Below are 25752 nucleotides of genomic sequence, written 5' to 3' on the forward strand. Positions count from 1 at the left end.
TATCCTGTTCAACAGGTCAATGAACGTGATACGATTGATTCAGGTATGGATCATGTTTCTGCGAGGATCATTCCCGCCGGATTGGAGATGACACCCCTGGAAATCAACTTCTATAAGTCTGATCCCTTTCACATTAGCCGAGAGAAAAAAAATGTCTCAAGTATACCTTCAAATCATTATCACGATGCTTATGAAATTCTCTACTTAGTGTCTGGAGAGCTGTACTATTTTATAGAAGACCGAACCTTTCAAATCGTCAGCGGGGTTTTATTGTTCATTAACGCTAATGACCTGCACAGACTGATTAATGTAAATGATACGATGTACGAAAGAGTTACTTTATTGTTTAAAAGGGAGTTCCTTCGCGACTTTTTTGCGGACAGCCCTCTTCCATGCGACCTCTTCTCCTGCTTTCACTCCAGATCAAATGCGATCAAGTTAAGCGGCAACGACCAGATCTTTGTCGAGAATCTTTTTAGCAAATTGATTCATGAAGACACCAAGAGACCTCCAAATTTCGACTACTATCGGAAAATCCTGTTGATGGAGCTGCTGATCTTCATCCAACGAAAAAAGCTTCTGGATCAAAACGAGCATTTTGTAGAAACGAACCGGACCCATAAGAAAATTTCCCAAATCATCCATTTCATCAACGGTAACTTCGCTGAGCCTCTGTCTCTGGAATACATATCGGACAGGTTCTCCATAAGCACCTCCCATTTAAGCCGAACGTTCAAGGACACAACCGGTTTTACTTTCAGCGAATATGTAAATAACACCCGCCTGAAAGAAGCCCGCTCTCTGCTGCAGGACTCCAAATTAACCGTTTCGGAAATCGCTGAGCGTGCAGGATTTGGTAACCTGACCCATTTTGGAAGAGTATTTAAAACCATGACCGGAACCTCACCGCTCAAATACCGCAAACAGAACCGGGTTGATGAAGATAATATCTCTACGCAAGCTTGAGATCAGGTCCTTCGTCCGGACTGCTGCGCCAATCAAGAAAAAACGGGAGCCGTCCATAAGGACGACCCCCGTATCTCGTAGAAATATAAGCAAAGTATGTTGAAAGATATACTTTCTTATAGTTTATAAAAAAGGAGTGCCCGACCAAGGCCGGCCACTCCACGTTACCGGCTGCCACTTATGGCAGTGCATCCTTCAGCTTCTCTCCCGCCTCCCGGAGAGACTGAAACGTCCCCGCATCGCTCCACCAATCCTTGAGAACATCATAGCTGAGCCTGCGGTTAGCAGCATATATATTATTTACATCGGTAATCTCCAGCTCCCCCCTCTTGGAAGGGGATACTTGGCGGATGATGTCAAACACAGCTTCATCGTACATATAAATACCTGTTACGCAAAATTTGGTCTTGGGATGCTCGGGTTTCTCTTCGATATAAGCAATCCATGCGGAATCTTGACTATCGAACACGGGAACACCGTATCTACGTGCGTCGTCCACCGGCTTCAGCAATACCTTCGCTGTACCTTCAGGCTGCCGGAGATAGCTCTCCACGTAAGGTGTCAGATCATCCATAAACAGATTATCACCAAGCAATACGACAAACCGTTCCCCAGGGAAAATGAATCCTTCTGCTAAATCGAGAGCCTCTGCAATACCTCCAGCAGCTTCCTGAATCTTATAAGTCAGAGATACACCAAATGCTGCACCGCTGCCTAAAAAATCCGTATACAGACCAGCAGATTGCTTGCTGATGACCAGAAGAATGTCGGTAATCCCTCCCCGGCGAAGCCGATCTATGCCGTAACAGACCATAGGATATTTGCCGACCGGAAGCAAATGTTTGTTCATAAGCCGGGTCAGCGGTTGAAGTCTGGATCCTGTTCCGCCCGCCAGTATGACTCCTTTCACTTACTTTCCTCCTCTTTATCTAAGTCCTTTGCCTTCGGATCTGCACTTTATATGAAACTCGTTGGATCCACATTCCATTTGTTCATAAAGAGCTTACGATTTCGTTCCACCAGCTCCTGCAGCCCGGTGTGATATACCTGCTTGAAGCTCGCACTTCCTTCATGGTGTACAAGGCAATCCCCTGCGATGAGCAACCGGTATCCCTTTAGCCTGGCACGATAACAATAGTCATCATCCTCGTAATGTCCAGGTGAGTATCTCTCATCCAACAGACCTACGGAAGTAAGTAGCTCTCTTTTGAATAAAAAACATAATCCTACCAAACGGTTAGTCTCCAACCATTTTTGAGGATTGGAACGGTTAGTTATCTCTGCAGCCTTATGAAAATCTAACAGACTTTCATAATCAGTCTTCACCTGTTGACGTCCACTCGCATAGTTTGTCACTGGCCCAACAATACCAACTTCAGGAGCACTATATAGCGATCTCTTCAGATTAGTTAACCATCTATGGGAAACCACCACATCATTATTCAGCAGTAACAATTCATCCCCTGATGCTAGCAGTAGACCCAAATTGCAGGCGGATGGAAAGCCTCGATTCTCAGGCAACGAAATAAACGTTATACGATTCGCGCGGCAATAGGCATCCGTTCCATCTGATGAAGCATTATCTACAACGATGATCTCGTAAGGCAGTGGAGTATAAGCACGTATCGATTCCACGCAGGACCGCAGCAGTGGCAACGCGTTGTAGGTCGGAATAATAATACTAGTCATCGTCATATCCGGTTCCTCCAAGCAGCTACTTGTCTGCGGTATTCACGCTGCGTTTCGCTATTAAGTAGGCCCCCATCATCTCGACGGGAAAGCACCTCAAGGAGAGCCTCTGCGTGATCCCCTATGATCAGTTTCTCCACAGCATTTCCAGCGCCTATGTTCGCTTGACGCAGCCGATTATGCTTAATCACATTCACCGTTCCAACTTTCTCCACCCTTAGCTTCTCTAATACAGAACGAGCTTGGGCTTTAGGAGGAACTATTAATTCACGGTAGCCTATAGTCTCAAGTGCTCTCCGGGAAAGCGCGTGAGGGACAGCCGTCATAGAGCTAACTCCGAGATCGTACCGTCCAAGAGCATAATTCAGAAACAGCTTGCTGCGAGTAACATCATCGCATAATCCAAAAGAAGGCATCAGTGGATCCAAATCATTAAGAGCCACGTCAATTCCACCATCTACAGCAGCTGTGAATAATCCGAGCTGAGATGCAGGGATAACCATATCTCCGTCCAGGAAGAGCAGAATATCTCCTCGACTCAGCTTCGCACCAATAGCCCGCCCTACATCATGTCCAACTGACTCCGGACAATGCACAACTATAGCTTGACGATGTTGTCTGGAAATGGGAAAGCTGCTATCGCTGCAACCGTTAAGCACGACGATAATTTCAGTAGGTCCCAACCGCGATACCTGTTGCAGCAGACGTCCCAAGGTCTGCTCCTCGTTACGCGCGGAGATAATAACTGACAAGGTCCCACGTAAGCTCGGTAAATTCAGCACCTCGCGACCTACCTTGGATTGCCGAGACAGAATCGGTGGCCGAGCGGTAGGGATGCCTCTTTTTACCGAACGATTCGCTACCCTTTGGCGGGGTGCCAGTGTTGTTTTGGCCTGACTAGATGCTGAACGTTTCTTTACCGTACGAGTTGCTGTTCCTCGTCGAACGGCAGAGCTACCAGACACTTGTAACAGAGCAACCATCATCTCACCATCTCTCTGCGCCGGGTTCCATCGGTGAACCCCGCCCTGTTTCCCCGGTGTTCAAGCAAGAGGGATACAGCCTCCATATGATCTGCTGTAATCAACTGCTGCAAAGGATCTGTGCCATCTTCCTTACGTCTGACCGCATTCAGTTTCCCTACATGTACTTTGTGAGCAGCTACCACACGTAAACCATTCAGAACTGCCTGAGCATGTGCCAGAGGGGGACGAGATAATGATTGACTCCCTAAGATTTCAAGTGCTCTTCGGCTAATTGCGTGCGGAACCGCCGTCATCGAACATCCTTTTAGATCTGGACGGCCAAGTAAAATATTAAGTGCATGTTTGGACAGCACCACCGGATGGGGCGAAAGTCTCCTTACCGGTCCGGAATAATCATTAAGCGCTATGTCTGCGCCACCACTAATGGCGGTGACGAAAGGACGTAGCCCCGAGGCAGGAATCACTAAATCTCCATCGGTAAACAAGAGAACCTCTCCCTTAGCTACCTCTGCTCCGACACTGCGACCAGCGTCGTGTCCCAGCGGCAACTCATAGGAAATAACATGCGCACCAAGCGAAAGGGCAATTTCTGCCGTTTGATCGGCTGATCCGTTGACGATTACAATAACCTCGCAGCGCGGATGGACCCTTCTAGCTCCGGATATCACTCCCGCAATGGTCTTCGCTTCGTTCATGGCCGGAATAATAACCGAAACATAGGGATTTGGATGGTTAACGATAGGGATTGCGGCGACTTGCCGCACTGGGCGTGAAGTCCGCCGTTTGATCCGAGAGACCCGCCGTCCCGTGCGGCGGGCAGAAGTACGTTTGGGCTTCATGCTCATCCACCTTCCTTACAGAGCCTACTCGTCAGGCTGAGGGTTACATCACAGTTTATGTACTACGCCGAACAGGGTAACGGCCTTTGTCTCCTGTCATGTGGAAAACAGGACAAATGTACTCACCCTCTTAATTGCTAGGAGGACAACACAACAAAAAGCGCAGCCATCGGCTGCGCTTAGCATTTTGTACATCATCATTGCGAATTAATCAAACACACGATCATCCACTGCCGGTCTGGCTAATGGAGCGCCGATAGCAATCCAAGAGATGACCCCATAGAAATGCGGAGTTTCGCGCAAGCGCACCACTTGTATCACTGCATCTCCATTGGCTCTGCTCTTTAAGGAAGCATAGAAGTAAGGTTGATTCGTCATGGCGACGAGCACATAACCGGTATGACCAAAGTTCTCATCGAACGATACGGTCACTTCCACACTCTCAGCATCCCCATTGAACATGAATGCTGTCATTCCAAACTGCTGAAGCGCTTCTCGCTTACCTGCAGTCTGAATCGGACTGAAGGATAGATGTTCAGCATTTACAGAATTCACTGCCAAATGAGCACCGTTTACTGCACCAGGAGCAATATGATAATCCTGAACGCTTTCTTCCTCTAGATGACGGGCTTGAATAGCGAAGGAAGAGATTTTGGAAGCCACCACCGATTCATCTTGAAGCTCTGTCGTCCCTACCGAACCATCAGCCAGATGAGAGGACTCAATACTTCCTGCCTTCAGCTTTACTCCATCGATGCTAGCATCAGGAAGCAATGCAGAGCTGCGTGTTTCATCCGCAAGATGCTCCAGTTTGATGATACCGGGCTGCAAATGCCGATCTGCCACGATCTGGTCAGCAAGATGCTCTCCGTACACACTCCATGGCTGTAAATGTGAAGCATTCACTGAACCTTCGGCCAGTTTTTCTTCGGTAATGCTACCTTCCGGCAACAGTTCGGAGCTACGAACCTCCTCTGCCAGATGCTTTAGGGTAATGCTGTTAGATCTAATGTGGCGACTATCTACCGTATCCCCTGCCAAATGACCGCCATAGACGCTACCAGGAGCCAGGTGGAATGATTGGATAGATCCACCCTCCAATTTCTCACCTGTGATACTGCCATCCGGCAAAAGATCTGCGCTAAAGACCTCTTCCGCCAGATGATTCAGGTTAATACTTCCTTGCCGGATATGGCGGCTATCTATCGTACCACCCGCTAAATGCCCCCCATACACGCTACCTGGAGCCAAGTGGAAAGCAGAGATGGATCCACCCTCAAGCTTTTTACCGGGAATGCTGCCGTCTGCCAGGAAATCCGAGCTACGTGTCTCTGATGCTAGATGAGCTAGTGTGATCTCACCGTAACGGATATGGCGGCCTTCTACTGCACCGAGGCTCAAATGACTGCCATCTACGCTTCCTGGTGCCAGATGGTTTGAATCTACAGATTCTTCTGCCAGCTTCTCACCGGTAATGCTACCATCTGGCAGAAATTCGGAGCTACGTGTCTCTGATGCTAGATGAGCTAGGGTAATCTCACCGTAACGGATATGGCGTCCTTCTACTGCACCGAGGCTCAAATGACTGCCATCTACACTTCCTGGTGCCAGATGGTTTGAATCTACGGATTCTTCTGCCAGCTTCTCACCGGTAATGCTACCATCTGGCAGCAATTCGGAGCTACGTGTCTCTGATGCTAGATGAGCCAGGGTAATCTCACCGTACCCGATATGACGTCGTTCTACTGCACCTGAGCTCAAATGACTGCCCTCTACACTTCCTGGTGCCAGATGGTTTGAATCTACGGATTCTTCTGCTAGCTTCTCACCGGTAATGCTACCATCCGGCAGGAAATCGGAGCTGCGTGTTTCTGGTGCTAGATGAGCCAGGGTAATCTCACCATACCCGATATGACGTCGTTCTACTGCACCTGAGCTCAAATGACTGCCATCTACACTTCCTGGTGCCAGATGGTTTGAATCTACGGATTCTTCTGCCAGCTTCTCACCGGTAATGCTGCCGTCCGGCAGTAATTCTGAGCTGCGTGTCTCTGGTGCTAGATGAGCCATTGTAATCTCACCATACCCGATATGATGGCCTTCTACTGCACCCCAACTCAGATGACTACTCCCTACACTTCCAGGTTCAAGATGAATAGAACTAACGGATTCTTCTGCCAGCTTCTCACCGGTAATGCTACCGTCCGGCAGCAATTCAGAGCTACGTGTTTCTTTTGCCAAATGAGCTAACGTAATCTCACCATTTCGGATATGACGGCCTTCCACTGCGTCTGGACTCAAATGACTGCCATCTACACTTCCTGGTACTAGATGATTTGAATCTACGGATTCTTCTGCCAGCTTCTCACCGGTAATGCTACCGTCCGGCAGCAATTCTGAGCTGCGCGTTTCTTCTGCCAAATGAGCCAGCGTAATCTCACCATTTCGGATATGACGTCCTTCAACTGCACCTGGGCTCAAATGACTGCCATCTACACTTCTTGGTACTAGATGATTTGAATCTACGGATTCTACGGCCAGCTTCTCACTGGTGATACTACCGTCTGGTAATAATTCAGAGCTGCGTGTTTCTTTTGCCAAATGAGCTAAGGTGATTTCACCATTTCGGATATGACGGCCTTCCACTGCGTCCGGACTCAGATGACTGCCATCCACACTTCCAGGTATTAGGTGATTTGAATTCACAGATTCGTCCGCCAGCTTTTCTCGGGTAATGCTACCGTCTGGAAGCAAGTCTGCGCTACGTGCATCTTTGGCTAGATGAGCCAGCGTAATCTCACTGTACCCGATATGACGTCCTTCTATTGTATCTGGAGCCAGATGACTGCCATTCACACTTCCAGGTATTAAATGACTTGAATTCACAGATTCGTCCGCCAGCTTTTCTCTAGTAATACTGCCATCTGGGAGCAAGTCTGCACTACGTGCATCTTTGGCTAGATGAGCTAAGGTGATTTCACCGTGCCCAATATGACGTCCCTTCACTATATCCGAGCTCAGATGACTGCCATCTACGCTTCCGGCCATGAGATGAATAGAACCTACGGATTCCTCAGCGAGCTTCTCGCCGGTAATACTACCGTTAGGCAGTAGCTCAGAGCTAAACGTTTCTTCTGCCAAATGAGCTAGTGTGATCTCACCATGCTGAATGTGACGACCTTCTACTGCACCCAGTCTCAGATGAGTTCCGTCTACACTTGCAGGTACAAGATGAATAGAATCTACGGATTCTTCCGCCAGCTTCTCCCCGGTAATACTGCCCTCTGGCAGCAAGTCGGAGCTACGTGCATCTTCAGCTAGATGAGCCAGCTTGATCTCACCATGCCCGATATGACGTCCTTCAATCGTATCCATGCATAGATGGCTTCCGTCTACACTGCCCGGTGAAAGATGCTGGGAATCCACAGCCCCTTTGGCCAGCTTAGACCCGCTAATGCTGCCCTCCTGTATTTGAATCGAAGAGATGGAATTAGGAATGATATGACCATTTCCGATGGACAACGGCCGGATATGCGCCCCGCCGATACTTCCCGGATTCATATGTCTGCTCTGAACCGCACTATCGCTAATGGATTTTGAATGAACTGCATTCACAGATAAATGCTCTGCCTGAACTGCCGACACTGCTAATTTACTGGAATCCACACTTCCATCAGCAAGCTTAGCCGATGTGACCGATAAATCACTAATCTTATCCGTCGATACACTTTCCGGGGACAGCTTTAACGATGTCACCACATGATCTGCCAGATGATGTGGCTGCACTGCCCCAGCGGCCAAATGAATCTCTCTCACCGCAGCAGAAGCCAGCTTATCTCCCGAAACCGAGCCGGACTGAATCGCAGCAGTAGTCACACTATTTTCACCGAGATGTCTCCGTTCCACAGCTCCAGTGGCAAGATGATCTTTATCCACTACAGCATCCTGCAAGGCACGACCGCTCACGCTGGCATCTGCTAGATGTTTCTCCTCCACTGCACAAAAAGCGATATGCTCACCACTTACCACTTCACGAGCAATCGTACTTCCAATGACCGATCCTGCTGCTAGTTTAGCCGAGCTCACCACTCCGTCCGCTAACTTGGCGGAAGTAACGCTCTGTGGACGCAGGTGCTCCGCACCCACAGACTCTGAGGCCAGCTTTTCTCCAGTAACAGCACCAGAGGATAGATGTTCCGTATGAACAGCTTCATCCATAAGCTGCTCCGAGCCTACCGCTTCCGAAGCTAAATGGGAGTGGTTCACAGCCTCACGTTCCAGATGATTAGAGGAAACAGCTTGCATAGCAATTTGCGGTCCGCGTATGGCGGATTTGGCAATATGTCTGGTGGTTACAGCTTCATCTGCTAGCTTATGTGCGAGTATGCTTTGATCAGCGATTTTCGATGAGGTGACCGCTTGCTCAACCAGCTGTGCAGTACCTACCGCACCCTCTGTTAGCTTTAAAAAGGAGATACTTCGGTCAGCTAGATGGCGACTCGTTATTTCCCCGTCGCTGATATGGGAACCGTGTACGCTTTCTGCACTTAGATGGATGCTTCTCACTACTTCTGCACCTAGCTGCTTGGAACCAATAGCACCATCCGCTACATGTGCGCCTTCGATTACACCCGACTGGAGCTGCTCCTTGCCGATCAGCTTGCTGGCAAGCTGCCCTGGTCCGATCGCTCCCGGAGCCAAATGTCTAGCGGTTATCAAAGCATCGCTAAGATGGCGACCCTCAATCACAGCATCAGCCAGTTTGGAGCTGCTGATTTCACCATCGGCTATTATATCGCCAGATACCGCTGCATCAGCTAGCTTGGAACGGTCTATACTCCCGTTTGCGATGTGGCGGCCTGTGATGCTGCTGCTTCCTATTTTCTCACCAGTAACCGCTCCATCTTCCAGTAGATCAGCCGTAATAATCAGATCGCTCAAATGACGGCTCTCAATTGATTTATCCGCAATTTGACCGCCGCCGATAATCCGATCAGCCAGCTTCTCTGGACTAATACTACCGTTCTTCAGCTTCTCTCCACTGATGGAATGATCCAGCAGTTTACCGCCACTTACGCTTCCTTCAGCTAAATGTTCACCCACAATGGATTCAGGCGCGATTTTCGAAGAAGTAACTGCCTTGTCCGCGATATTGATGCTCTGTACAGCGTAATCTTGCAACCATGGTGTACCAATAATGCCGAACTTCAGCTTAGAACCGTCAATGGTACGTGGAGCGATTTTAGCTCCTGTAACTGCTGCATCCGATAGATCATCTGTATAAACGGGCTGGAACCGCTCTTTTTCAGGAGCGAACCAAATCGTCTCAGGAAGATTATCCGCCTGTTTCTGAAGCTGCTCTTCCACTATAGGCTCTGGCTCTGGTTGCAGAACTGGTACGAAAATTGATTCCTCTTGAACGACTTCAGCGATTGCTCCTCCACTTACCTGAACATCAGCGAGCTCTGCTTTACTGACTCCGTCATTGCTGCTCCCCGAATCCTTAGAACTGCCTTTGCTTTCCAGCATGCTCAGTTCCTTTATATTGGGATTATCTACATAGTAGAGTCGTTTTTGTGGACTGCGCGGCTGCTTTTTTTTGGAACCCCTCACAAGCAGTCTCCTCCTTCCATCTATTGTTTCTCCTAGGCATCATATGCAGCGGTATAGGCTGATGACACCCTTTTGCGATAAGCCCTTAATAAGATTCTGATGAAATTTATACTTTCTTATATTTAAAAAAAGGCTTCTGCCGCCGCGCATTCGTCCACCCTGACATGCGGGTACAAACATACAATGACAAGAGTAGTAAAAGCGGGAATCACGTGACCGAAGAAACAGGAGGAACAAACATGGGGCATAAGCTCGTTGGAATACTACTAAATGCCGATATGCACCGGGGCGTTCCCCGGCTAAAAACAGGACAGGAGTCTCTATCCAACTATGAAGAGGCGGCCGCTGCATACGGCCTAGTTCCCTGCTTTCTGAAGCTCGCGGACATCGATACAGACTCAGGCTTCAGCGCCGCCTATATAAAGGGATCTCATGGATATAAAAGCGTAGTAGTTCCTACGCCAACTGTCATCCATAACCGAGCCATATACAGCCAGAATAGCCCAGGAATGCAACGTCTGCTGCGGCACCATCCTTTGGTGTACAATACTTGCAATCGATACGGCAAGGATGAGATCCATGAACTGCTTGAGCAGCATGAAGAGCTGCGTGAGGTTTTGCCAGCAACAACTGGCGTATCTGGACTCAAACAAATGATGAATCGTTACCCCGATCTTATTCTTAAACCTTGCCGTGGAAGCATTGGGAATGGGGTCATGCGACTGGTTCGTAAAGGGCCTCAGCACTGGAGCTTAAATTATCTCTCCCCCTCCATGCGGCGCTGGATAAGCACTCCCGTATATCAGGGAGCGCTGCCAAAAATGCTCCGGGCACGCCTTGCCTCTGTCCCTTATCTCGTGCAGGAGCGTATTCCCCTTGCTGAGATTGGAGGACGTCCCTTTGATTTACGCGTCACCGTTCAACGCGGCTGGGGAGGCGATTGGCAGGTTACCGGTCTCTTTGCTAAACTAGCACCCCCTGGGGGGTTTGTCTCTAATATAGCCCGTGGAGGAGAAGCGTTAAGCTCTTCCTTTGCGCTGGAAAAAGCCTTCTCTAGAGGAATAGCGGCCCATATCCGTATAGCTGTCGAAACACTTAGCCTTGTTATAGCTCGTTGTCTCGAGCAAGACCTTCCAGGGCTGGCCGATATCGGACTGGATATAGGCATTACAAAGGATGGTCGCATCTTCTTCATAGAATGCAATGGCCGCGACCAACGCTATGGATTTCACAAAGCCGGCCTTACGGAGATTTGGAAGGAGAGTTACCGAAGACCTATGGGATACGCACGTTTTTTACTAGAAAAGAACAGCCTCATATATAACAGTTATTGATTTGTCTCCTATTCTATGTCAATATAATGCAGAGCAGATGGCGGCCACATACGACCGTACTGCTGTATTATGGAAGGGAGATGGGCATGGTAAAACAATTGCTGCGGCTAATGACCGAGCTATCCTCGCACCGATGGCTTTCACGGTTAATGGGGTCTTTTTCTCATAGTAGACTCAGCCGTTTTCTAATCCCGGTATTTATTAAGACTTATCAAATCCCCTCCGCCCAAGCGGAGAAGAATCCTGGAGAATATCTCACTCTTAATGAGTTTTTCAGCCGCCGGCTGAAGCCTGGCATGCGGCCTATTGCAACCGATGCTGACGCTTTAGTTAGTCCCGTAGATGCAATGATTACTGCTATGGGTGACATTTCCTCTGGTACGATTATGAATGTAAAAGGGCAGGATTATAAGATCGAGGATCTACTAAATCATTCTCCGCATCTGGAGCTATACAAGAGAGGTTTTTTCTTCGTCCTTTATCTAAGTCCTACGGATTATCACCGGATTCACTCTCCCCTTACTGGACATAAGGTTGAGAGTGATCATATTCGTGGACGAGCCTATCCTGTCAACGATTTCGGCATGCGACATATGAAGGGCGTACTGAATCGCAATGAACGTCTTATCACGTATATCGCCGGAGACTACGGAGAAACCGCAGTAGTAAAGGTAGGCGCGATGAACGTCAGCAGCATCGGGTATACGGATGCTAACGCTACCGAGTGGCAAATCGGCGATGATCTAGCCTATTTCGAGTTCGGCTCCACTGTAGTACTGCTTATGGAGAGCGGTACTTTTACCCCGAGACCCAAGCTTGAGGTCAACACGAAGGTAAAGATGGGGGAATTGCTGGGGACGCTACATCGGCCGCTTTAGTAAAGCTACGAAATAACAAAATAAGGGTATCCCTAACCGATTGAAAATCGGCGCCGGGATACCCTTGTTTTGTTTATTTCACTTTAGAGCTTGTTACGCTAGCATAGTAATCCAGTACATTGTTGATGATCACAGCTGCTTCAGCTCTTGAGGCCGAAGCTGTCGGATCCATTTTTCCACCGCTGCCTCCATTTACTATACCAAGATCTTTGAAGGCATAGACCGCTTCTTTAGCATAACCCGCAATAGAAGCATCATCTGGGAAGTCATGGTTAGTCGCTTGCGGCAATTCAACATTCAGTTTCTTCAATGCATTAAATAGAATTACACACAGGTCCTGACGGCTAATGCTGCTATTAGGAGCAAACATACCATTACCGATACCATTGATCAGTTGATTAGAAGTCCCAATCTCAACATAGTTTTGATACCAAGCATCTTTCAGAACGTCAGTAAACTGCTTTTGATTCTCGCCCATGCTAAAGTTGAAGCTTTTTACTACCATGGCAACAAACTCGGCACGGTTTACCTTCCCACTTGGATCAAAGCTTCCGTCTGTGCGTCCGCCGATAATATTTCTCTCCACCAGCGCTGCAATCGCAGATTCTGCCCAGCTAGGAATTAGAGTAGCATCTTTAAACTTATTCTTAAGCTCTTGTCTGATTAGCTCCGGTGTCTTCGTTTTTCCATCTGTTTTTGGAGGCTGAGGCTGCTGTTCTCCAGGTTTTACGACTTCTCCAGGAATCGATGGTACTGAAGGTACCGCTGGGGTAGTCGGTGTTGGTGTACTTGGTTGACCACCAGCTCCACCGCTGTAAGGTTTAACGATCACAGAGATCTGTACCTTCAGGCCAAGTGGATTAGCTATACCCTCAGGGAAGATCAGATCCCCCTTGATGGTGTACGTTCCTTCCGTATTACCGTTATAGCCTTCCTTGTTCCACTGAACAGATACGACCTTATTCATCCCGGTATTCAAGGTTACTGATACTGAAGCAGGTAGCTCCAGTGCGTCAAAGCTGGTACCATAAGCAACGCTTTTACTTGCTAGTGCTTGCACTGCCGTGATTTCCGGTATCGTAATGACCTCCGCCAGTACTTCGATCGTAATGGATGCCTTCAGGTCTTTGGGATTGCTGACGCCTTCCAGAGGTACTAGCGTTCCTTTCAGCATATAAGCTCCTTGCTTATCGCTATTGTATCCTTCACTATTCCAATCGATGGATATCGCCTTTGTCTCACCGTTGTTCAAAGTAGCTATGACCGATGATGGTAGCTTCAATCCATTAAATGGAGTGCCGAATGGAACGCTCTTACTTTCCAAATCCTGCACTGTGACAATCTCAGCGACACGAATCACTTCGGGCATTACCTGAATGGTGATGGAAGCTTTCAGATCATTAGGGTTGATCATTCCTTCTTCTAATACCATAGTACCGATCAGCACGTATGATCCTTCCACATTGCCGTTATAACCAGCAGGGCTCCATTTAACAACAAGTTCCTTCTGCTCATACGTATCAAGCGTTACTGTAGCTGAAGACGGCAATTCCAACTTATCAAAAGCGGTGCCAAATTCAACATTTTTGCCCTCCAGCTTCTCAACTTTAGTAATCTGGATAGGTTTAGTGCCTTCTGGCAGTACAACCACTGTAATAGAAACAGTTTGATGGGTACTATTCAATACCCCCTCAGGAAGCTCAAAGCTACCTGCCAGCGTATAACTCCCCGCTTTTCCACCGTTGAAATCTTTACTATCCCATTGTACAGGCAAGTGAATTACCCTTTTGTTGCCCAATGTAGCTTCCACTGTAGCTGGTAAATTCAATTCTCCTGCAGCAGTTCCGAACGGCACACTCAGCAGTTGCGGCTGAACAATCGATATAATTTCTTTAGCATGGGGATCTTCTGTCCATTTGGCATAATACACCGTGCTTATGTTCATTACCGTTTCTACGGTTAATGCATTACCAGTCCCTTCTTTATTATCAAACCAGCCAGCAAAAATGTAGCCTTCACGTTCCGGTACCCGAGGTAAGGTGCTTAATGCTTCACCTTTAAATGCGGTTACTTTGATAGGAGCCGGTGAGTCCAGATAATTCTGATCGAAGGTGACTTCAATCGGATCAGCATAAATGAGTTCAACATATTGTAAATTTGCATTTAATCCGTTAAAAATCATATACACATTTTGTTTTCCAGTCACTTTGGTTCTGTCTAGGAAGGTTTCCGCTGTCAAATAATGATCAATGTAAGAATTTCCAGGCGTTTGTTTAGTGCTTGCCATTCCATAATTCCCCCAAGCAGCGCCTGCTTTCTGAGCAAAACTAATGCTTGCAAATTCATTACCAAGTTCAAAAGAACCTCCGCCGCTGTAAGCATCAGCGTATGCTCTTCCTTGTGTAGTAGCTCTTTTAACTGGTTTACCCGTATTGTCAGCCTCTGTATAGAATTTAAAAGATGGAGACGATCCGCCTTCACGGGCATACTGCACTCTTACTTCCACAAGATTAGTTAAGTCAACCTGACCGAAATAAACAAGGTCATTAGAATTGACATAACTCATGGCGTCCGTACCACTTTCGAATCTGAACTGGGTATTCGTTGCATAAATCCATGGTGCATTATAAGGATAGATTCTAATACCGTTCTCTACTTTCAGCGTTTCTCTCGGAGCAATATTGATTGGCATAGACGATATGCTCAAATCTGTTATAGCCGCTTTCAAGGAAGCTATGGCTTCTGCAACAACCTCGTCGTTAATCGGCTCAGCAAGAACAGCCTTAACCTCATCCAGCACAGCGTTGAATTTGAGCTTTTTGTAAGCTGTGTATGCATTCATATCGATATTTTGAGCAGCCTTGATATCCGCATCTAACACCGATGTGTCTACATTGTCCTGCTTCAGCTGGAAGGTTAGCCAGTTCAGGTCAATACCAGCACTCTCAAATACAATTCTAAGGGTATGCTCGCCCGCCGACAGCTGAATATCAGGAATTCTAAAGGTTTTCCATACCCCTTTAGTCGTGGTGAGGTCGAAGGTACCCAGTAGCTTATCGCCATCATAGATGCCAAAGGACATTTGGGCGACATCCGATTGGCTAGAGCGAATTCGTGATGTGACTTTGTACATGCCTTCTTTCTCTACATTTACCTTATAGGAGATGGCTTCTCCCTTACTTGTGTTGGTGTAGCATAATCCACCGTCTACGTCATTACTGCTTACTGGCGTGATTATCGGAGTAATGGAGGCAAATTCCGTCTCAGCTACCTTCAATTTAGTATTTTTCCCAATCTTCTTTACTGCCAAAGCTACATCACTGTTGATTCTGACATAATCAAAATCAACAACAAATGGATCTGTAAGATTCTGACTTCCATTAGATGCAAGTAATCCAAACTTCGGATTGGCATAATTCGCAGTTGTACTGCCAAGTGAAATATATTCCTTGCCGTCAGCGCTGACATAACCGGAATAGCTGTTGCCTATTTTTTTCAAACGTAAATACAGCTCTTTCTTTTCTCCAAAAATACTGGTGAGCTGACTGGCAGACAGTTGTCCGATGGTAACAGGCTCCGTACCTCCGGTTTCTTTGGTCATACCGATGATCTTGCCGCTACTGTATTCATACTTCACCCAGATATAGTTATTGTTATCCTGTGAAGCCGTGATGCCGACGCCGTTATAATTTTGATTTGGCGCTTTGCTCATATTAATTTTCACTGTTGCTTCCCAGTTGCCGAAGGCCTCCTGCTGGAAATAGTTCTTCAAATCTGCATGATCACTCCAGAAGTCGCCTCTTTCAGCGATGATTCTCAAATTGCCGAGAGCAGTGCTCAAAGACCAATTTTTGTTGTTTTCTGTATTGGTAGCAGTCTCTTTATTAATCGTCCAGAAGTTGCTTAGATTTGTACTATCGAACTCATCGCTCTGTGGTGTCGTACCAAACTGTATCACATAGGAATTCGCCTGATCGGAGCTGATACATTTGATCGTCACTCTTTTATTGATGAGATCTACGTTGGCCGTTGCTTTTACACCATCATTCGTTTCAAACGTAACTTCAGGTAAAGTAGCCCCGTTACTGAGACCTACATCATAACTGAACCTAGTCTGTGCAAACCCCTCAAGCGGCTTACCATCAATCGAGATATTCTTTAAATAAGCATAGGTCGGATTCTCAAAAATCGGTTCCAAGCCTTCCTCCGAAGAGAAAATAACCTTGTAGATCCGTTTCTCTCCTCCGGCCGAAGCAGTAATTACAGCAGCCGGTCTATCTTTATCGGCTTGTCGTATACTTACGTCTACACCAGCTATCGCCGTAGCTTTGACTTCAGGATAGCTGCTAGTTTCAGTCGTTTCACCAAAGGCTTTATAGTCGAGTTTCAATGGATTAAATATTTTGATCTTTTTGCCGCCAACCGTAATATCAGAGAGCTGTGGATCTCCTGATTTGTCCGTATTCACCCGGAACCAATCTCTTCCCGGCGTATAATTGACCACATAATCAATCTTTGCCGTTCTTGCAAAGGCTGGAGATTTCATCAAAAAGCTCGTGATATTCTTGGCAGAACGCTGCAATTCTCCCAGGGTCAGACTGCCGTTAGCAAGCGATGTCATCGTATTAAAGGTACTGTTATTCCGATTTTTATGCGTTTCTGCATAATCGTTCGGAATTACCATGTAAAGGTCATTTTGGGCACGGACCATGGCTTTGCCGTTGGTTTCATCATAACGATTGGTAGTGGCATAGAAGCCCTGATCCTCACTCATCTTCGCCCACCAGTCTGTCATGACAATCCCGTCAAATCCCCACTCTCCGCGGAGAATGGTCGTATTCAGATCATAGTTACTGGAAGCCCAAGTTCCGTTTACCGGACCATAGGACGTCATCACTGAACGCGTCTTTCCACTCTTTACTGCCATTTCATAACCTTTCAAATAAATCTCGCGAAGCGCTCTTTCAGAGACAAGTGCATTCACAAGATGTCTATCCGTTTCCTGATTGTTCGCTGCGAAATGCTTAATAGTAGGCGATGTACCGTTCTTCTGAAGACCTCTTGTCTGCGCAGCAGCCATGATGCCTGTCAGTAACGGATCCTCTGAAAAATACTCAAAGTTTCTTCCGTTCAGGGGACTTCTGTGGATATTGATTCCCGGTCCAAGCAGCGTATCGATATTGTTAATCAGCATTTCTTTACCGAGAAGATCGAACAATCTTTCATTCAGCTCGGTGTTCCACGTACAGGCAAGCATCGTCCCGTTCGGGATACTGGTTGCCTTCTCTGCATTGGTCTCCATCCGGATTCCTGAAGGACCGTCGGCAGCACTGTCGATAGGGAGTCCGAATTTCAGCAGATTTTTAGTGACACCACCAAAAGCCGCAGCGGTTCCGGCAGTAACTTTAGGGCTAGACATCCCTTCCCCTAAAATAATGGCCCCCAGATCGTTGTTGGACAATTGTGCAATGAACTGATCCATAGTCACTTTCTGATTGTATACATCCAATAAGGTATAACCCTTGTCCCCAGTTTGTGGAATGGATGCAGGAAGATTTTGCTTGATTCTTTCATCCAAGTCGGTAGTCCGTGTCGGTACCTTTTCAGTGACAGTGGTAAAAGTACCATTTTCATTCGGTTGTCCTGGTTTGATACGATCAAATTCCTTAGTTGGCGCGAGCGCTTCCTGCAAGGTTTCTACAACCTTCAAAGCATTAAGGCTGTATACTCCTTGCTTTTCGCTGTCACTTACACTGTTGCCTACGTAAATATTATAGTCACCAGCTTCTAGAACATAAGATGAATCATGACCTGTAATTCCACTATCATCATATGAGGCCATATCTTTGGTGTCATATGTGATGGTGATCGACTGTGATTCCCCAGGCTGTAACAGCCGGGTCTTAGCAAAAGCAGCAAGCTCCTTGGCCGGCTTGCCAAGTTTACCTTGTGGTGCACCGTAATAAATCTGTACAACTTCTTTGCCTTCCACCTTACCTGTATTCTGAACAGTTACAGTCACTGCAACCTCATTCTCACCAGCGTTGACATTATCAGTCGTGATCTTGAAATTGGTATAGGACAGTCCGTACCCAAATGGATAGAGCACCTTATCCGGAGCAAAGGTCTCAAAATAGCGGTAGCCTACATAAATATCCTCACTATAAGAATTCTCAGTTTTGCTGCCAAAATGTGCAGTAGAAGGATAGTCAGCAAGTGTAGCTGCAATCGTATCGCTCAATTTTCCGCTTGGCGTAACATCTCCGGTCAGTACATCGGCTACTGCGCTACCGCCTTCCATCCCCCCTTGCCATGTGTACAAAATAGCAGCTTTGGGATAGTTTTTAGCCCATGACATATCGATAACGTTGGCTACGTTCAATACGATGGCCACTCGGTCGAATTTGGCATAGACCCGGTTGAGCATGTCTACTTCAAGGTCTGTCAGCTTATAGGCACCCTTGACGTCCGTATTATCTTTATCTTCACCGGCTGTTCTGCCGATGATGACCACAGCTGTATCCGTTTTTGCTTTTGCTGCATCCACAATTTCATCGGTTAAAGGCATTTCTGCCTGTGACCATGGCTCTGCTGCCCAGCCACCACCGCCATTGTTGAAAGGATTCTTTTTGATCCAGTCGGCATAAACCTTCGCCAGATCTTCATTTAACTTGAGACTGGGATTGTTCCGAAGACCTTCCAGAATCCCATTCACATAATCTACTCTTACCGCACCGCCAGATCCTGTGCCTGACTTGTAATAATGCGCTTGTATGCGGCCAAATACCGATACATTTTCACTCATCTTGATAGGGAGCACTTGTTCATTCTCATTTACTTGTGATCCTGCTGGTTTATACTCCGGATTTTGCAGCAGCACAATACCTTCAGCGGCCACTTCTCTGGACACATCCGCTAATCCCGGGAGAACCTTAGCCAAAACGGGAGAACTGGTACTAGGCGTTATGATTGAGGTTATCAGAATGCAGCAGAATAATATTTTAAGTAAGCGATTACAATTTTTCCTCATACTTATCACCATTCCTTTCGATTAAGGTACAGCTTAGGATAATGGGTCATCGTAAAGAGCGAGTTTTCAATTAAAAATTTCTAATGCATAAACGTTTGCTTCATAAACCGATAGGATGATTTTACTTTCAGGAAGGAGTTATTCTCTAAGAGCGCTAGCCGCTGTGGAGTAAGGCTTATTCAAGCATCAAGTGTGTTACTGATTAAATCTAAACCGGTTTAGATTTTTCGCATAATTCTCCTAACTCATACTTACAAATTAAAACGTGCGAAAATGTTCATTAATTCCTCCTTTACTTTTTAAACTTACATTGAATACTATCATCAGAAATATCATCCTAACATAGAAAATCCTCATAGATTTATTGAATATACTCATGTATCACAGAATTTAAGTTTTTCAAAATAACTAAAAAGACTCACTCGGCCGATAGCTAAACTTATAAACCGAAGTTAAGATGGAGCCAAAACAACTACATTAAAAATAGCAGGGAGAATCAGCATCGCTCAATGCCGATTCTCCCTGCTATAAAAACCAAATGCAAGCTCGTGGACTTTCGTTGAAGTAGAATTATTTTGCAGATAAAAGACTCTCAGTAATGTAATTTAACTGCGCTTCAAGCGTAACGGGATCACTATATGTATCAGCGGTTGGGTCCAGTTGGAATACGTTGCCTGTTTTTACGGCAGGAAGATGCTTCCATAAGGGGTTGTCATAGACGATTTTCGGATCACTCGTATCGCCAGCCCATGGGCATGTGAATACAATATCTCCAGCAAATTGAGGCAGCTTCTCAAGGGAGATTGTTGCCCAACCAGTGCCGCTGTCTATAGCTTCTTTCTGCGCTTCAGGAGGTGCTTTCAGACCAAATTCATTATAAATAATTTCTCCACCGCGCCCGTAGCTGTGACCGAATACGAATAGACCACCGGAAAACGGATTTAGGATAGAAACGGTTTTGTCACCTACAGTTGCTAACACCTGAGGCTTCAATTCTTTGATTTTTTTGTTCCATTGTTCCACCCAAGCTTTAGCTTCGGCTTCTTTCCCCGTTAATGTACCGAAATCAAGCATTTGTTCTCTGATAGTTTTTGCACCGTATTGAATGGCTACTACTGGCGCTATTTCGGCCAGCTTGTCGAGTCCTTCCATTCCGGAGAATACAACAATAAGATCAGGGTTCAGCTCTAAAATGTGTTCAAGAGATGGTTCATCTCCAAGGCCTTGAACGCCTTCCAGCATTCCTTCAAAGTAGGGACTGTTTAAGACACCATTCATAACACCAACCGGTTTGATACCTAACGCCAAGAAGTATCCTGTGTCGAAGGAGGTTAAATCGACAATCCGCTTCGGATGTCTGGGTACTTGAATATCTCCGTTACTTGCTTGATATGTAACCATGTCCACTTCGCTGGATGAGTCATTGCTGTTTGATGAAGATACGGCACTCTCTGTCCCGTCTACTGAGGAGGTAGTATGCTCAACTGCTTGTCCGCAAGCTGCTAGCAGTAACGTTATAACCAAAGTAAACACAAGCAATAGGTAAGTTTTTGGAGATCTAAACAAAATAAATTCACTCCAATCGACATAATATATAATGATACTGATAATCATTATCAATGCAACTATATAATATTATTCTATTCTTGGCAATGGAGAATGCGTTAACATCTACTGCATGTACCTTTTGGACACCTACTACACACTAAAAATAAAAGGACAGCCCCATGGCTGTCCCTTAATCTTTTCAAGTCATTATATGCTCTCTTTACATCTGTTACGCCTATTACACATGTCCTTGCTTAGCAACATCACGCGCCTTGGCCGCAACCTGTTCCGGATCTCCTAAATAAAAGCGGCTGATTGGATTAATGTCCTCATCCAGTTTGTACACGAGTGGTACTCCTGTAGGAATATTGAGCTCCAGCAGTGCTGCCTCATCAATATCCTCCATAAATTTGATCAACGCTCGCAGTGTATTGCCATGGGCTGAAATGAGCACCCGTTCCTTTTTACGTACAAGGGGAACGATGCGGTTTCTCCAGAAATCACCTACACGATGAACAGTATCTTCCAGACTCTCGCCTCGCGGAATATCCTCCGGACGAATACTGCTATAACGAATATCGTTTCTGGCATACCGAGGATCATTAAGCTCAAGCAGTGGAGGCCGAACCGATAAACTCCGTCGCCAGAGATGCAATTGTTCTTCACCGTATTTTATCGCCGTTTCACTTTTACTAAGTCCCTGAAGTGCACCATAATGCCGTTCATTCAGCTTCCAGGACTTTTGCACAGGAATCCACAGCAGATCCATTTCATCGAGAACATAGTTGAGTGTTTTGATCGATCGTTTGAGTACTGATGCAAAAGCAAGATCAAATGTATACCCTTCATCCTTCAAAAGCTTGCCAGCAGCCTTAGCCTCTTGAATACCCTTCTCGGTTAAATCCGGATCACTCCAACCCGTAAACAAATTCTGCACATTGTACTGGCTTTCACCATGACGTATCAGTACGATTTCGTACATTTTATCTCTCCTCCCACCTATATGCTCTGGAACTCTGTTACATCATGCAATAGATCACCGTGATAATCTCTAGTATGAGCGTTTTTTGGGCAATTGAATGTAAGATATGCAACAGAATGCAAAATTACCCTCACAGGAGATTTATTCTATTGTATCAAATACAACGAGAGGAACGATAAATCCTTCAGTTTGCCAAGCATAAATGCCTAGCGGCATCCTTATAAGGACGGTAAGCGTTTATGTCTTATATTTCAAAAAAACCGGAAGCCTGTTGGCCCCGGTTATTTAAAGTCTTTGGTCATATCCAGCGATTGTATACCTGCTCAGTTTAGAACCAGCTATCTATGGCAAAAGCACTCGATTGTTTTAATCTTCTCAAACGGTTTCTAAAAAGCCCTGCGCCTCCACTTTTACAATCGGTGTTGCAGATTCGGCGTCTGATCATCATCCCTTGCGTCTCCCCTTCCAAGAAGTTATGTAAATTCTCTGTAAACTAAACTGCAAAGTATTTACCCTTGGATGAAATAACTGAAACAACGAATGCAAATCAGCGGATCTCAGATGGACTTTTTCCGGTATACTGCTTGAACTGGCGGCTGAAAAAGAAAATGTCACGGTATCCAAGTGCATCCGCTACCTCAGTAACATTCATTCCAGCGTAGAGCAGCAAATGCTGAGCACGCTCAATCCGAGCTCGAATGACATAAGATTGAACGGAAGAGCCAGTAAGCTCCTTAAACTTAATTGAAAAATACCGCGGCGACAGCCCTGCACGTGCAGCAAGATCCTCTACGCGATGCGAAATCCCGGGATGTTGGCTCACATAATTCGCTATTTCGTGAATAATCTCTGTTAAATGGTTGCTAGCATAACGTTCTACAGGCTTCACTCGGTCCTCCCTAAGCAGATGAATCATTAGTTGCTTTAGAACAAGCTGCCCTTCTTCCTCAGCCGCGTACGTATCCACTAGGAACAGCCGGACGTAACGAGCAAGCAGATGCTCAAATTCAACGGTTTCTGCAAGTACCCGATAGGGCAGCGGAACATCCATCACCTCTCCGGTGACATCAAAATGAATATATGTAAGGACAAGTGGTCTTTGCGGATTATGAGTAGCGCTTGTATGGTCACCCGGACGGAACAAGAAGCAGCTCCCCTTGCCCACTTGGAAGGGTTCACCGTTACGAATAACCGTCCCTTCCCCGCTCCATACATAGAATAAATCATAATTTTGCAGCGACTTCTCTCTTTTTTGCCATTTCCAGCTTGGTTCGCACACAATCTTCGCCAAGGCAGGTAATATAACAAAAGAGGATGGCGATGCGTGCAGCATAACGTTCCCTCCCAAAAGTTTTGTTAGCATAATCTGCTTGAGTTACTCCGCAAAACTCACTTCGTAAGCATTCACCTTGTTTTGTTAGCATAATCTGCTTGAGTTACTCCGCAAAACTTGCATCGTTAGCATTCACTTCGTTTTGCTTCCCATCCCCACCATCATACCTTGTCATGTTGCAGTTTGTACATCTTCCCATGCCAAAAGCAGGCGCTTTATTCCTTCCTCCAGTTCCACAGTATTCAGATGGGCAAAAGCAAAACATGCGGCTGGCTCCCCCGGCGAAACTTGATATAACGCCACATCTCTGAAATCCGTGCCGCGCCTGTGCGCTGCCGCCCGGAATGCCACGAACTCTTCTCTACTGCGTAGCCACCGCGCATATACTTGCAGCCCCGCATCTCCAGGCAGCAGCTCAAACAGCTCATTAAGCTGTTCTGACAGCATTGCCCTAAGGATGCGACCGCGTTCACCATAAATGCGGGTCATCCGACGCAGATGACGGCCATAGCCGCCGGTATTCATAAACCGTGCCAATGCCCGCTGTTCCAGCAGTCCGACTGGTAAAGGCTCATATAGCGCCTTGGCGGCGATCGTCGGTTTTACCAGAGAGGGTGGAAGCACTGCAAAGCCAAGCCGAAGGCCAGAGAACATCGTGTTTGAGAAGGAGCCAATATACACGACCCGTTCTCCGCGATCTAGCGCTTTTAATGGCTCGATTGGACGTCCCGACCACCGAAACTCACTGTCATAATCATCCTCAATGATTACCGCTTCATGTCGCTGCGCCCATTCCAGCAAGATACGCCTCCGTTCCAAAGGCAGCACCACACCTGTAGGAAATTGGCGACTTGGTGTAACAAACAACAGACGCGCATCCCAATCCTCCGGAATTAGACCGCTATCATCCAGCTTTCCTACCAGCAATCGTCCCCCATTGATCTCTACCGCTCGGCGAATCCCATGAAAACCCGGATCCTCGACAACCGCTTCGCCCCCTGCATCCAGCAGCAGCTGGGTCAAAATAACGATGCCTTGCATCGAACCGCTAAACAATACGATATGCTCTACATCCGCACGAATCCCGCGGGTAATCCGCAGATGCGCAGCGATAGCTTTGCGAAGCCCTTCATCTCCTTCGGGGGGACAAGTACTTTGCAGCAAGCCGCCCTCCTTCCCTCCAGCATACGTTAGCGCACTGCGCCATTCGGCGTAAGGAAAGTGCTCCATCCGCATACCGCCGCTAAGGAAGCTTACAACATTCTTGCTACGCTGCTCATACAAGGGTGTCGGGCGCGTGAGCAGTCGTTCTCCCCATGCCGAAAGTGGGATCGTTCTCTCAGATGCAGAGCCTCCCCCAGCAGCATCTGCCACCTCACCCGAAGTCACATTTTCACGCTTATTATCTCCAGAAGCTGAAACAAAGCTATCTTTTGATACGAATGTCCCCCGTCCAGTCACCGTCCTTACATAACCATCAGCGAGCAACATTTCATACACCTGCGAGACCGATCCGCGCGACAAGTCATAGTGCATAGCCAGACTTCGTGTAGACGGCAGCTGAGTGCCACCCGGGAGAGTTCCCTCCAATATTCCAGCGCGAAGTGCATGATATAACGCTAAATATTTGTAGCGGTGTATCGCCAGATATTGATCGAATGCCAGCGTAATATTCATTGTTTCCCTCCTTGGCCAGCAAGTGGTCCATTAAAAACTATCTTAATTGGTCCTTTTTAATTGTCAACTACTCTACTATTCTTGAAAGAACATCTACATCGGAGCAAATGCTCTACACTATTAAGAATAAGGACGTGAACCCTATGCGCAGAAAAGAATTTCAAGTAGATCAGGAGGAAGAATTGATCTCTTTTCTAGACGGAATGAGCTTCGGTTTTCTCGGTACAAGCGATGAACAGGGGCTACCGCGGGTGACACCGCTGAATTTTGTATATACAGATGGTTGTTTCTATTTCCACGGTAGTCATGCTGGCGGCAAAATGAAGGCGATCCGCAATCAGCAGAAGGTCTGCTTTACCGTAGCGGATGAGTATGCACTGATTCCGTCTTATTTTAGCGATCCAGAGATGGCCTGCCCAGCAACCGCATATTTTAAAAGTGTTACCGTCTACGGCATAGCCGAGCCCGTCGAAGACATTAGCGAAAAAGCCATCGTACTCTCCTTATTTATGAAAAAACTCCAGCCCGAGGGCGGCTATAATCAGATAGATGCAGAGGACCCTAAATACCGTCCCCGTCTAAAGGGCGTCGCGGTAGTGCGCATTACCCCAGATGAGATCACGGCGAAGTTTAAGTTTGGGCAAAATCTAAAAGAAGAAGGACGTTCTGGGGTCATTTCCGGCCTATCTGAAAGAAATCATCCACGTGATGAAGAAACCATTGAAATGATGAAAAAATACTGCCCCTATCACTCCGAATAATAGATACGGATAAACCAGTTTCTCGTTCAAAATAAGCGCTACGTATAGTGTAAAACTTAAACTTCCTTAAATTTTAAAAAAACGTATCTTTCCAAGTGACGGTTGCAAGTGGCGGT

The 25752-nt window shown here is 46.7% G+C and carries 14 protein-coding genes; 4 read left to right on the forward strand and 10 right to left on the reverse strand.

Going from position 1 to position 25752, the window contains the following annotated elements:
- The first annotated feature begins 87 nt into the window (after nt 1-87).
- Nucleotides 88-966: an AraC family transcriptional regulator gene (locus ACFWMP_RS25900; protein WP_379425090.1), complete on the forward strand. Its 879-nt coding sequence runs from the start codon at nt 88-90 to the stop codon at nt 964-966.
- 178 nt (nt 967-1144) lie between these two features.
- On the opposite strand, the gene ACFWMP_RS25905 is transcribed toward ACFWMP_RS25900, so the two are convergent.
- The 5 genes from ACFWMP_RS25905 to ACFWMP_RS25925 form a co-directional block, all read right to left on the reverse strand.
- Nucleotides 1145-1876, reverse strand: coding sequence for a sugar phosphate nucleotidyltransferase (locus ACFWMP_RS25905; RefSeq protein WP_042191506.1), 732 nt, complete (start codon nt 1874-1876; stop codon nt 1145-1147).
- Between the two features lie 47 nt (nt 1877-1923).
- A complete protein-coding gene (locus ACFWMP_RS25910; protein WP_339266983.1) occupies nt 1924-2661 on the reverse strand; it encodes a glycosyltransferase family 2 protein in 738 nt (245 codons plus the stop codon).
- Nucleotides 2658-3641: a glycosyltransferase family 2 protein gene (locus ACFWMP_RS25915; protein ID WP_143764120.1), complete on the reverse strand. Its 984-nt coding sequence runs from the start codon at nt 3639-3641 to the stop codon at nt 2658-2660. The genes ACFWMP_RS25910 and ACFWMP_RS25915 overlap by 4 nt, the downstream gene beginning before the upstream one ends.
- Nucleotides 3638-4480 (reverse strand): glycosyltransferase family 2 protein, encoded by an 843-nt coding sequence (locus ACFWMP_RS25920; protein ID WP_379425093.1) that lies wholly within the window; start codon nt 4478-4480, stop codon nt 3638-3640. The genes ACFWMP_RS25915 and ACFWMP_RS25920 overlap by 4 nt, the downstream gene beginning before the upstream one ends.
- A 207-nt stretch (nt 4481-4687) precedes the next feature.
- A complete protein-coding gene (locus ACFWMP_RS25925; RefSeq protein WP_379425095.1) occupies nt 4688-10093 on the reverse strand; it encodes a WIAG-tail domain in 5406 nt (1801 codons plus the stop codon).
- Nucleotides 10094-10332: 239 nt separating this feature from the next.
- Between ACFWMP_RS25925 and ACFWMP_RS25930 the strand changes: the two genes are divergently transcribed.
- Nucleotides 10333-11427 (forward strand): YheC/YheD family endospore coat-associated protein, encoded by a 1095-nt coding sequence (locus tag ACFWMP_RS25930; protein WP_339243404.1) that lies wholly within the window; start codon nt 10333-10335, stop codon nt 11425-11427.
- Nucleotides 11428-11513: 86 nt separating this feature from the next.
- Nucleotides 11514-12305: an archaetidylserine decarboxylase gene (gene asd, locus ACFWMP_RS25935; protein WP_042191516.1), complete on the forward strand. Its 792-nt coding sequence runs from the start codon at nt 11514-11516 to the stop codon at nt 12303-12305.
- Between the two features lie 73 nt (nt 12306-12378).
- Here asd and ACFWMP_RS25940 read toward each other — a convergent pair whose 3' ends face one another.
- From ACFWMP_RS25940 to pdxR, 5 genes are all read right to left on the reverse strand, one after another.
- Nucleotides 12379-19245 carry a glycoside hydrolase family 3 N-terminal domain-containing protein gene (locus ACFWMP_RS25940; RefSeq protein WP_379425098.1) on the reverse strand — a complete coding sequence of 2289 codons (6867 nt, stop codon included), beginning with the start codon at nt 19243-19245 and terminating at the stop codon, nt 12379-12381.
- A 660-nt stretch (nt 19246-19905) separates the two neighbouring features.
- Nucleotides 19906-20868 carry an ABC transporter substrate-binding protein gene (locus ACFWMP_RS25945; RefSeq protein ID WP_379425100.1) on the reverse strand — a complete coding sequence of 321 codons (963 nt, stop codon included), beginning with the start codon at nt 20866-20868 and terminating at the stop codon, nt 19906-19908.
- Between the two features lie 253 nt (nt 20869-21121).
- Nucleotides 21122-21865: a 2,3-diphosphoglycerate-dependent phosphoglycerate mutase gene (gpmA, locus tag ACFWMP_RS25950; RefSeq protein WP_042191518.1), complete on the reverse strand. Its 744-nt coding sequence runs from the start codon at nt 21863-21865 to the stop codon at nt 21122-21124.
- A 547-nt stretch (nt 21866-22412) separates the two neighbouring features.
- Complete coding sequence (locus ACFWMP_RS25955; protein ID WP_339243407.1) at nt 22413-23198, reverse strand: helix-turn-helix domain-containing protein; 786 nt, start codon at nt 23196-23198, stop codon at nt 22413-22415.
- Nucleotides 23199-23369: 171 nt separating this feature from the next.
- On the reverse strand, nt 23370-24875 hold the full coding sequence (gene pdxR, locus ACFWMP_RS25960; RefSeq protein WP_379425103.1) for a MocR-like pyridoxine biosynthesis transcription factor PdxR: 1506 nt from the start codon (nt 24873-24875) through the stop codon (nt 23370-23372).
- A 143-nt stretch (nt 24876-25018) separates the two neighbouring features.
- Here pdxR and ACFWMP_RS25965 point away from each other — a divergent pair, with 143 nt between their 5' ends.
- Nucleotides 25019-25636, forward strand: a complete 618-nt coding sequence (locus tag ACFWMP_RS25965; RefSeq protein ID WP_379425105.1) for a pyridoxamine 5'-phosphate oxidase family protein — start codon at nt 25019-25021, stop codon at nt 25634-25636.
- The last annotated feature ends 116 nt before the right edge of the window (nt 25637-25752 follow it).

It is taken from the genome of Paenibacillus sp. NPDC058367 (genome assembly GCF_042723305.1).
Lineage (GTDB): Bacteria > Bacillota > Bacilli > Paenibacillales > Paenibacillaceae > Paenibacillus_AQ.

What these genes read in the sequence shown, in the direction of transcription:
- ACFWMP_RS25900 (WP_379425090.1), top strand. Translation starts at nt 88, where the DNA reads ATGACACCCCTGGAAATCAACTTCTATAAGTCTGATCCCTTTCACATT.
- ACFWMP_RS25910 (WP_339266983.1), bottom strand. Translation starts at nt 2,661, where the DNA reads ATGACGATGACTAGTATTATTATTCCGACCTACAACGCGTTGCCACTG.
- ACFWMP_RS25915 (WP_143764120.1), bottom strand. Translation starts at nt 3,641, where the DNA reads ATGATGGTTGCTCTGTTACAAGTGTCTGGTAGCTCTGCCGTTCGACGA.
- ACFWMP_RS25920 (WP_379425093.1), bottom strand. Translation starts at nt 4,480, where the DNA reads ATGAAGCCCAAACGTACTTCTGCCCGCCGCACGGGACGGCGGGTCTCT.
- ACFWMP_RS25930 (WP_339243404.1), top strand. Translation starts at nt 10,333, where the DNA reads ATGGGGCATAAGCTCGTTGGAATACTACTAAATGCCGATATGCACCGG.
- asd (WP_042191516.1), top strand. Translation starts at nt 11,514, where the DNA reads ATGGTAAAACAATTGCTGCGGCTAATGACCGAGCTATCCTCGCACCGA.
- gpmA (WP_042191518.1), bottom strand. Translation starts at nt 21,865, where the DNA reads ATGTACGAAATCGTACTGATACGTCATGGTGAAAGCCAGTACAATGTG.
- ACFWMP_RS25955 (WP_339243407.1), bottom strand. Translation starts at nt 23,198, where the DNA reads ATGCTGCACGCATCGCCATCCTCTTTTGTTATATTACCTGCCTTGGCG.
- pdxR (WP_379425103.1), bottom strand. Translation starts at nt 24,875, where the DNA reads ATGAATATTACGCTGGCATTCGATCAATATCTGGCGATACACCGCTAC.
- ACFWMP_RS25965 (WP_379425105.1), top strand. Translation starts at nt 25,019, where the DNA reads ATGCGCAGAAAAGAATTTCAAGTAGATCAGGAGGAAGAATTGATCTCT.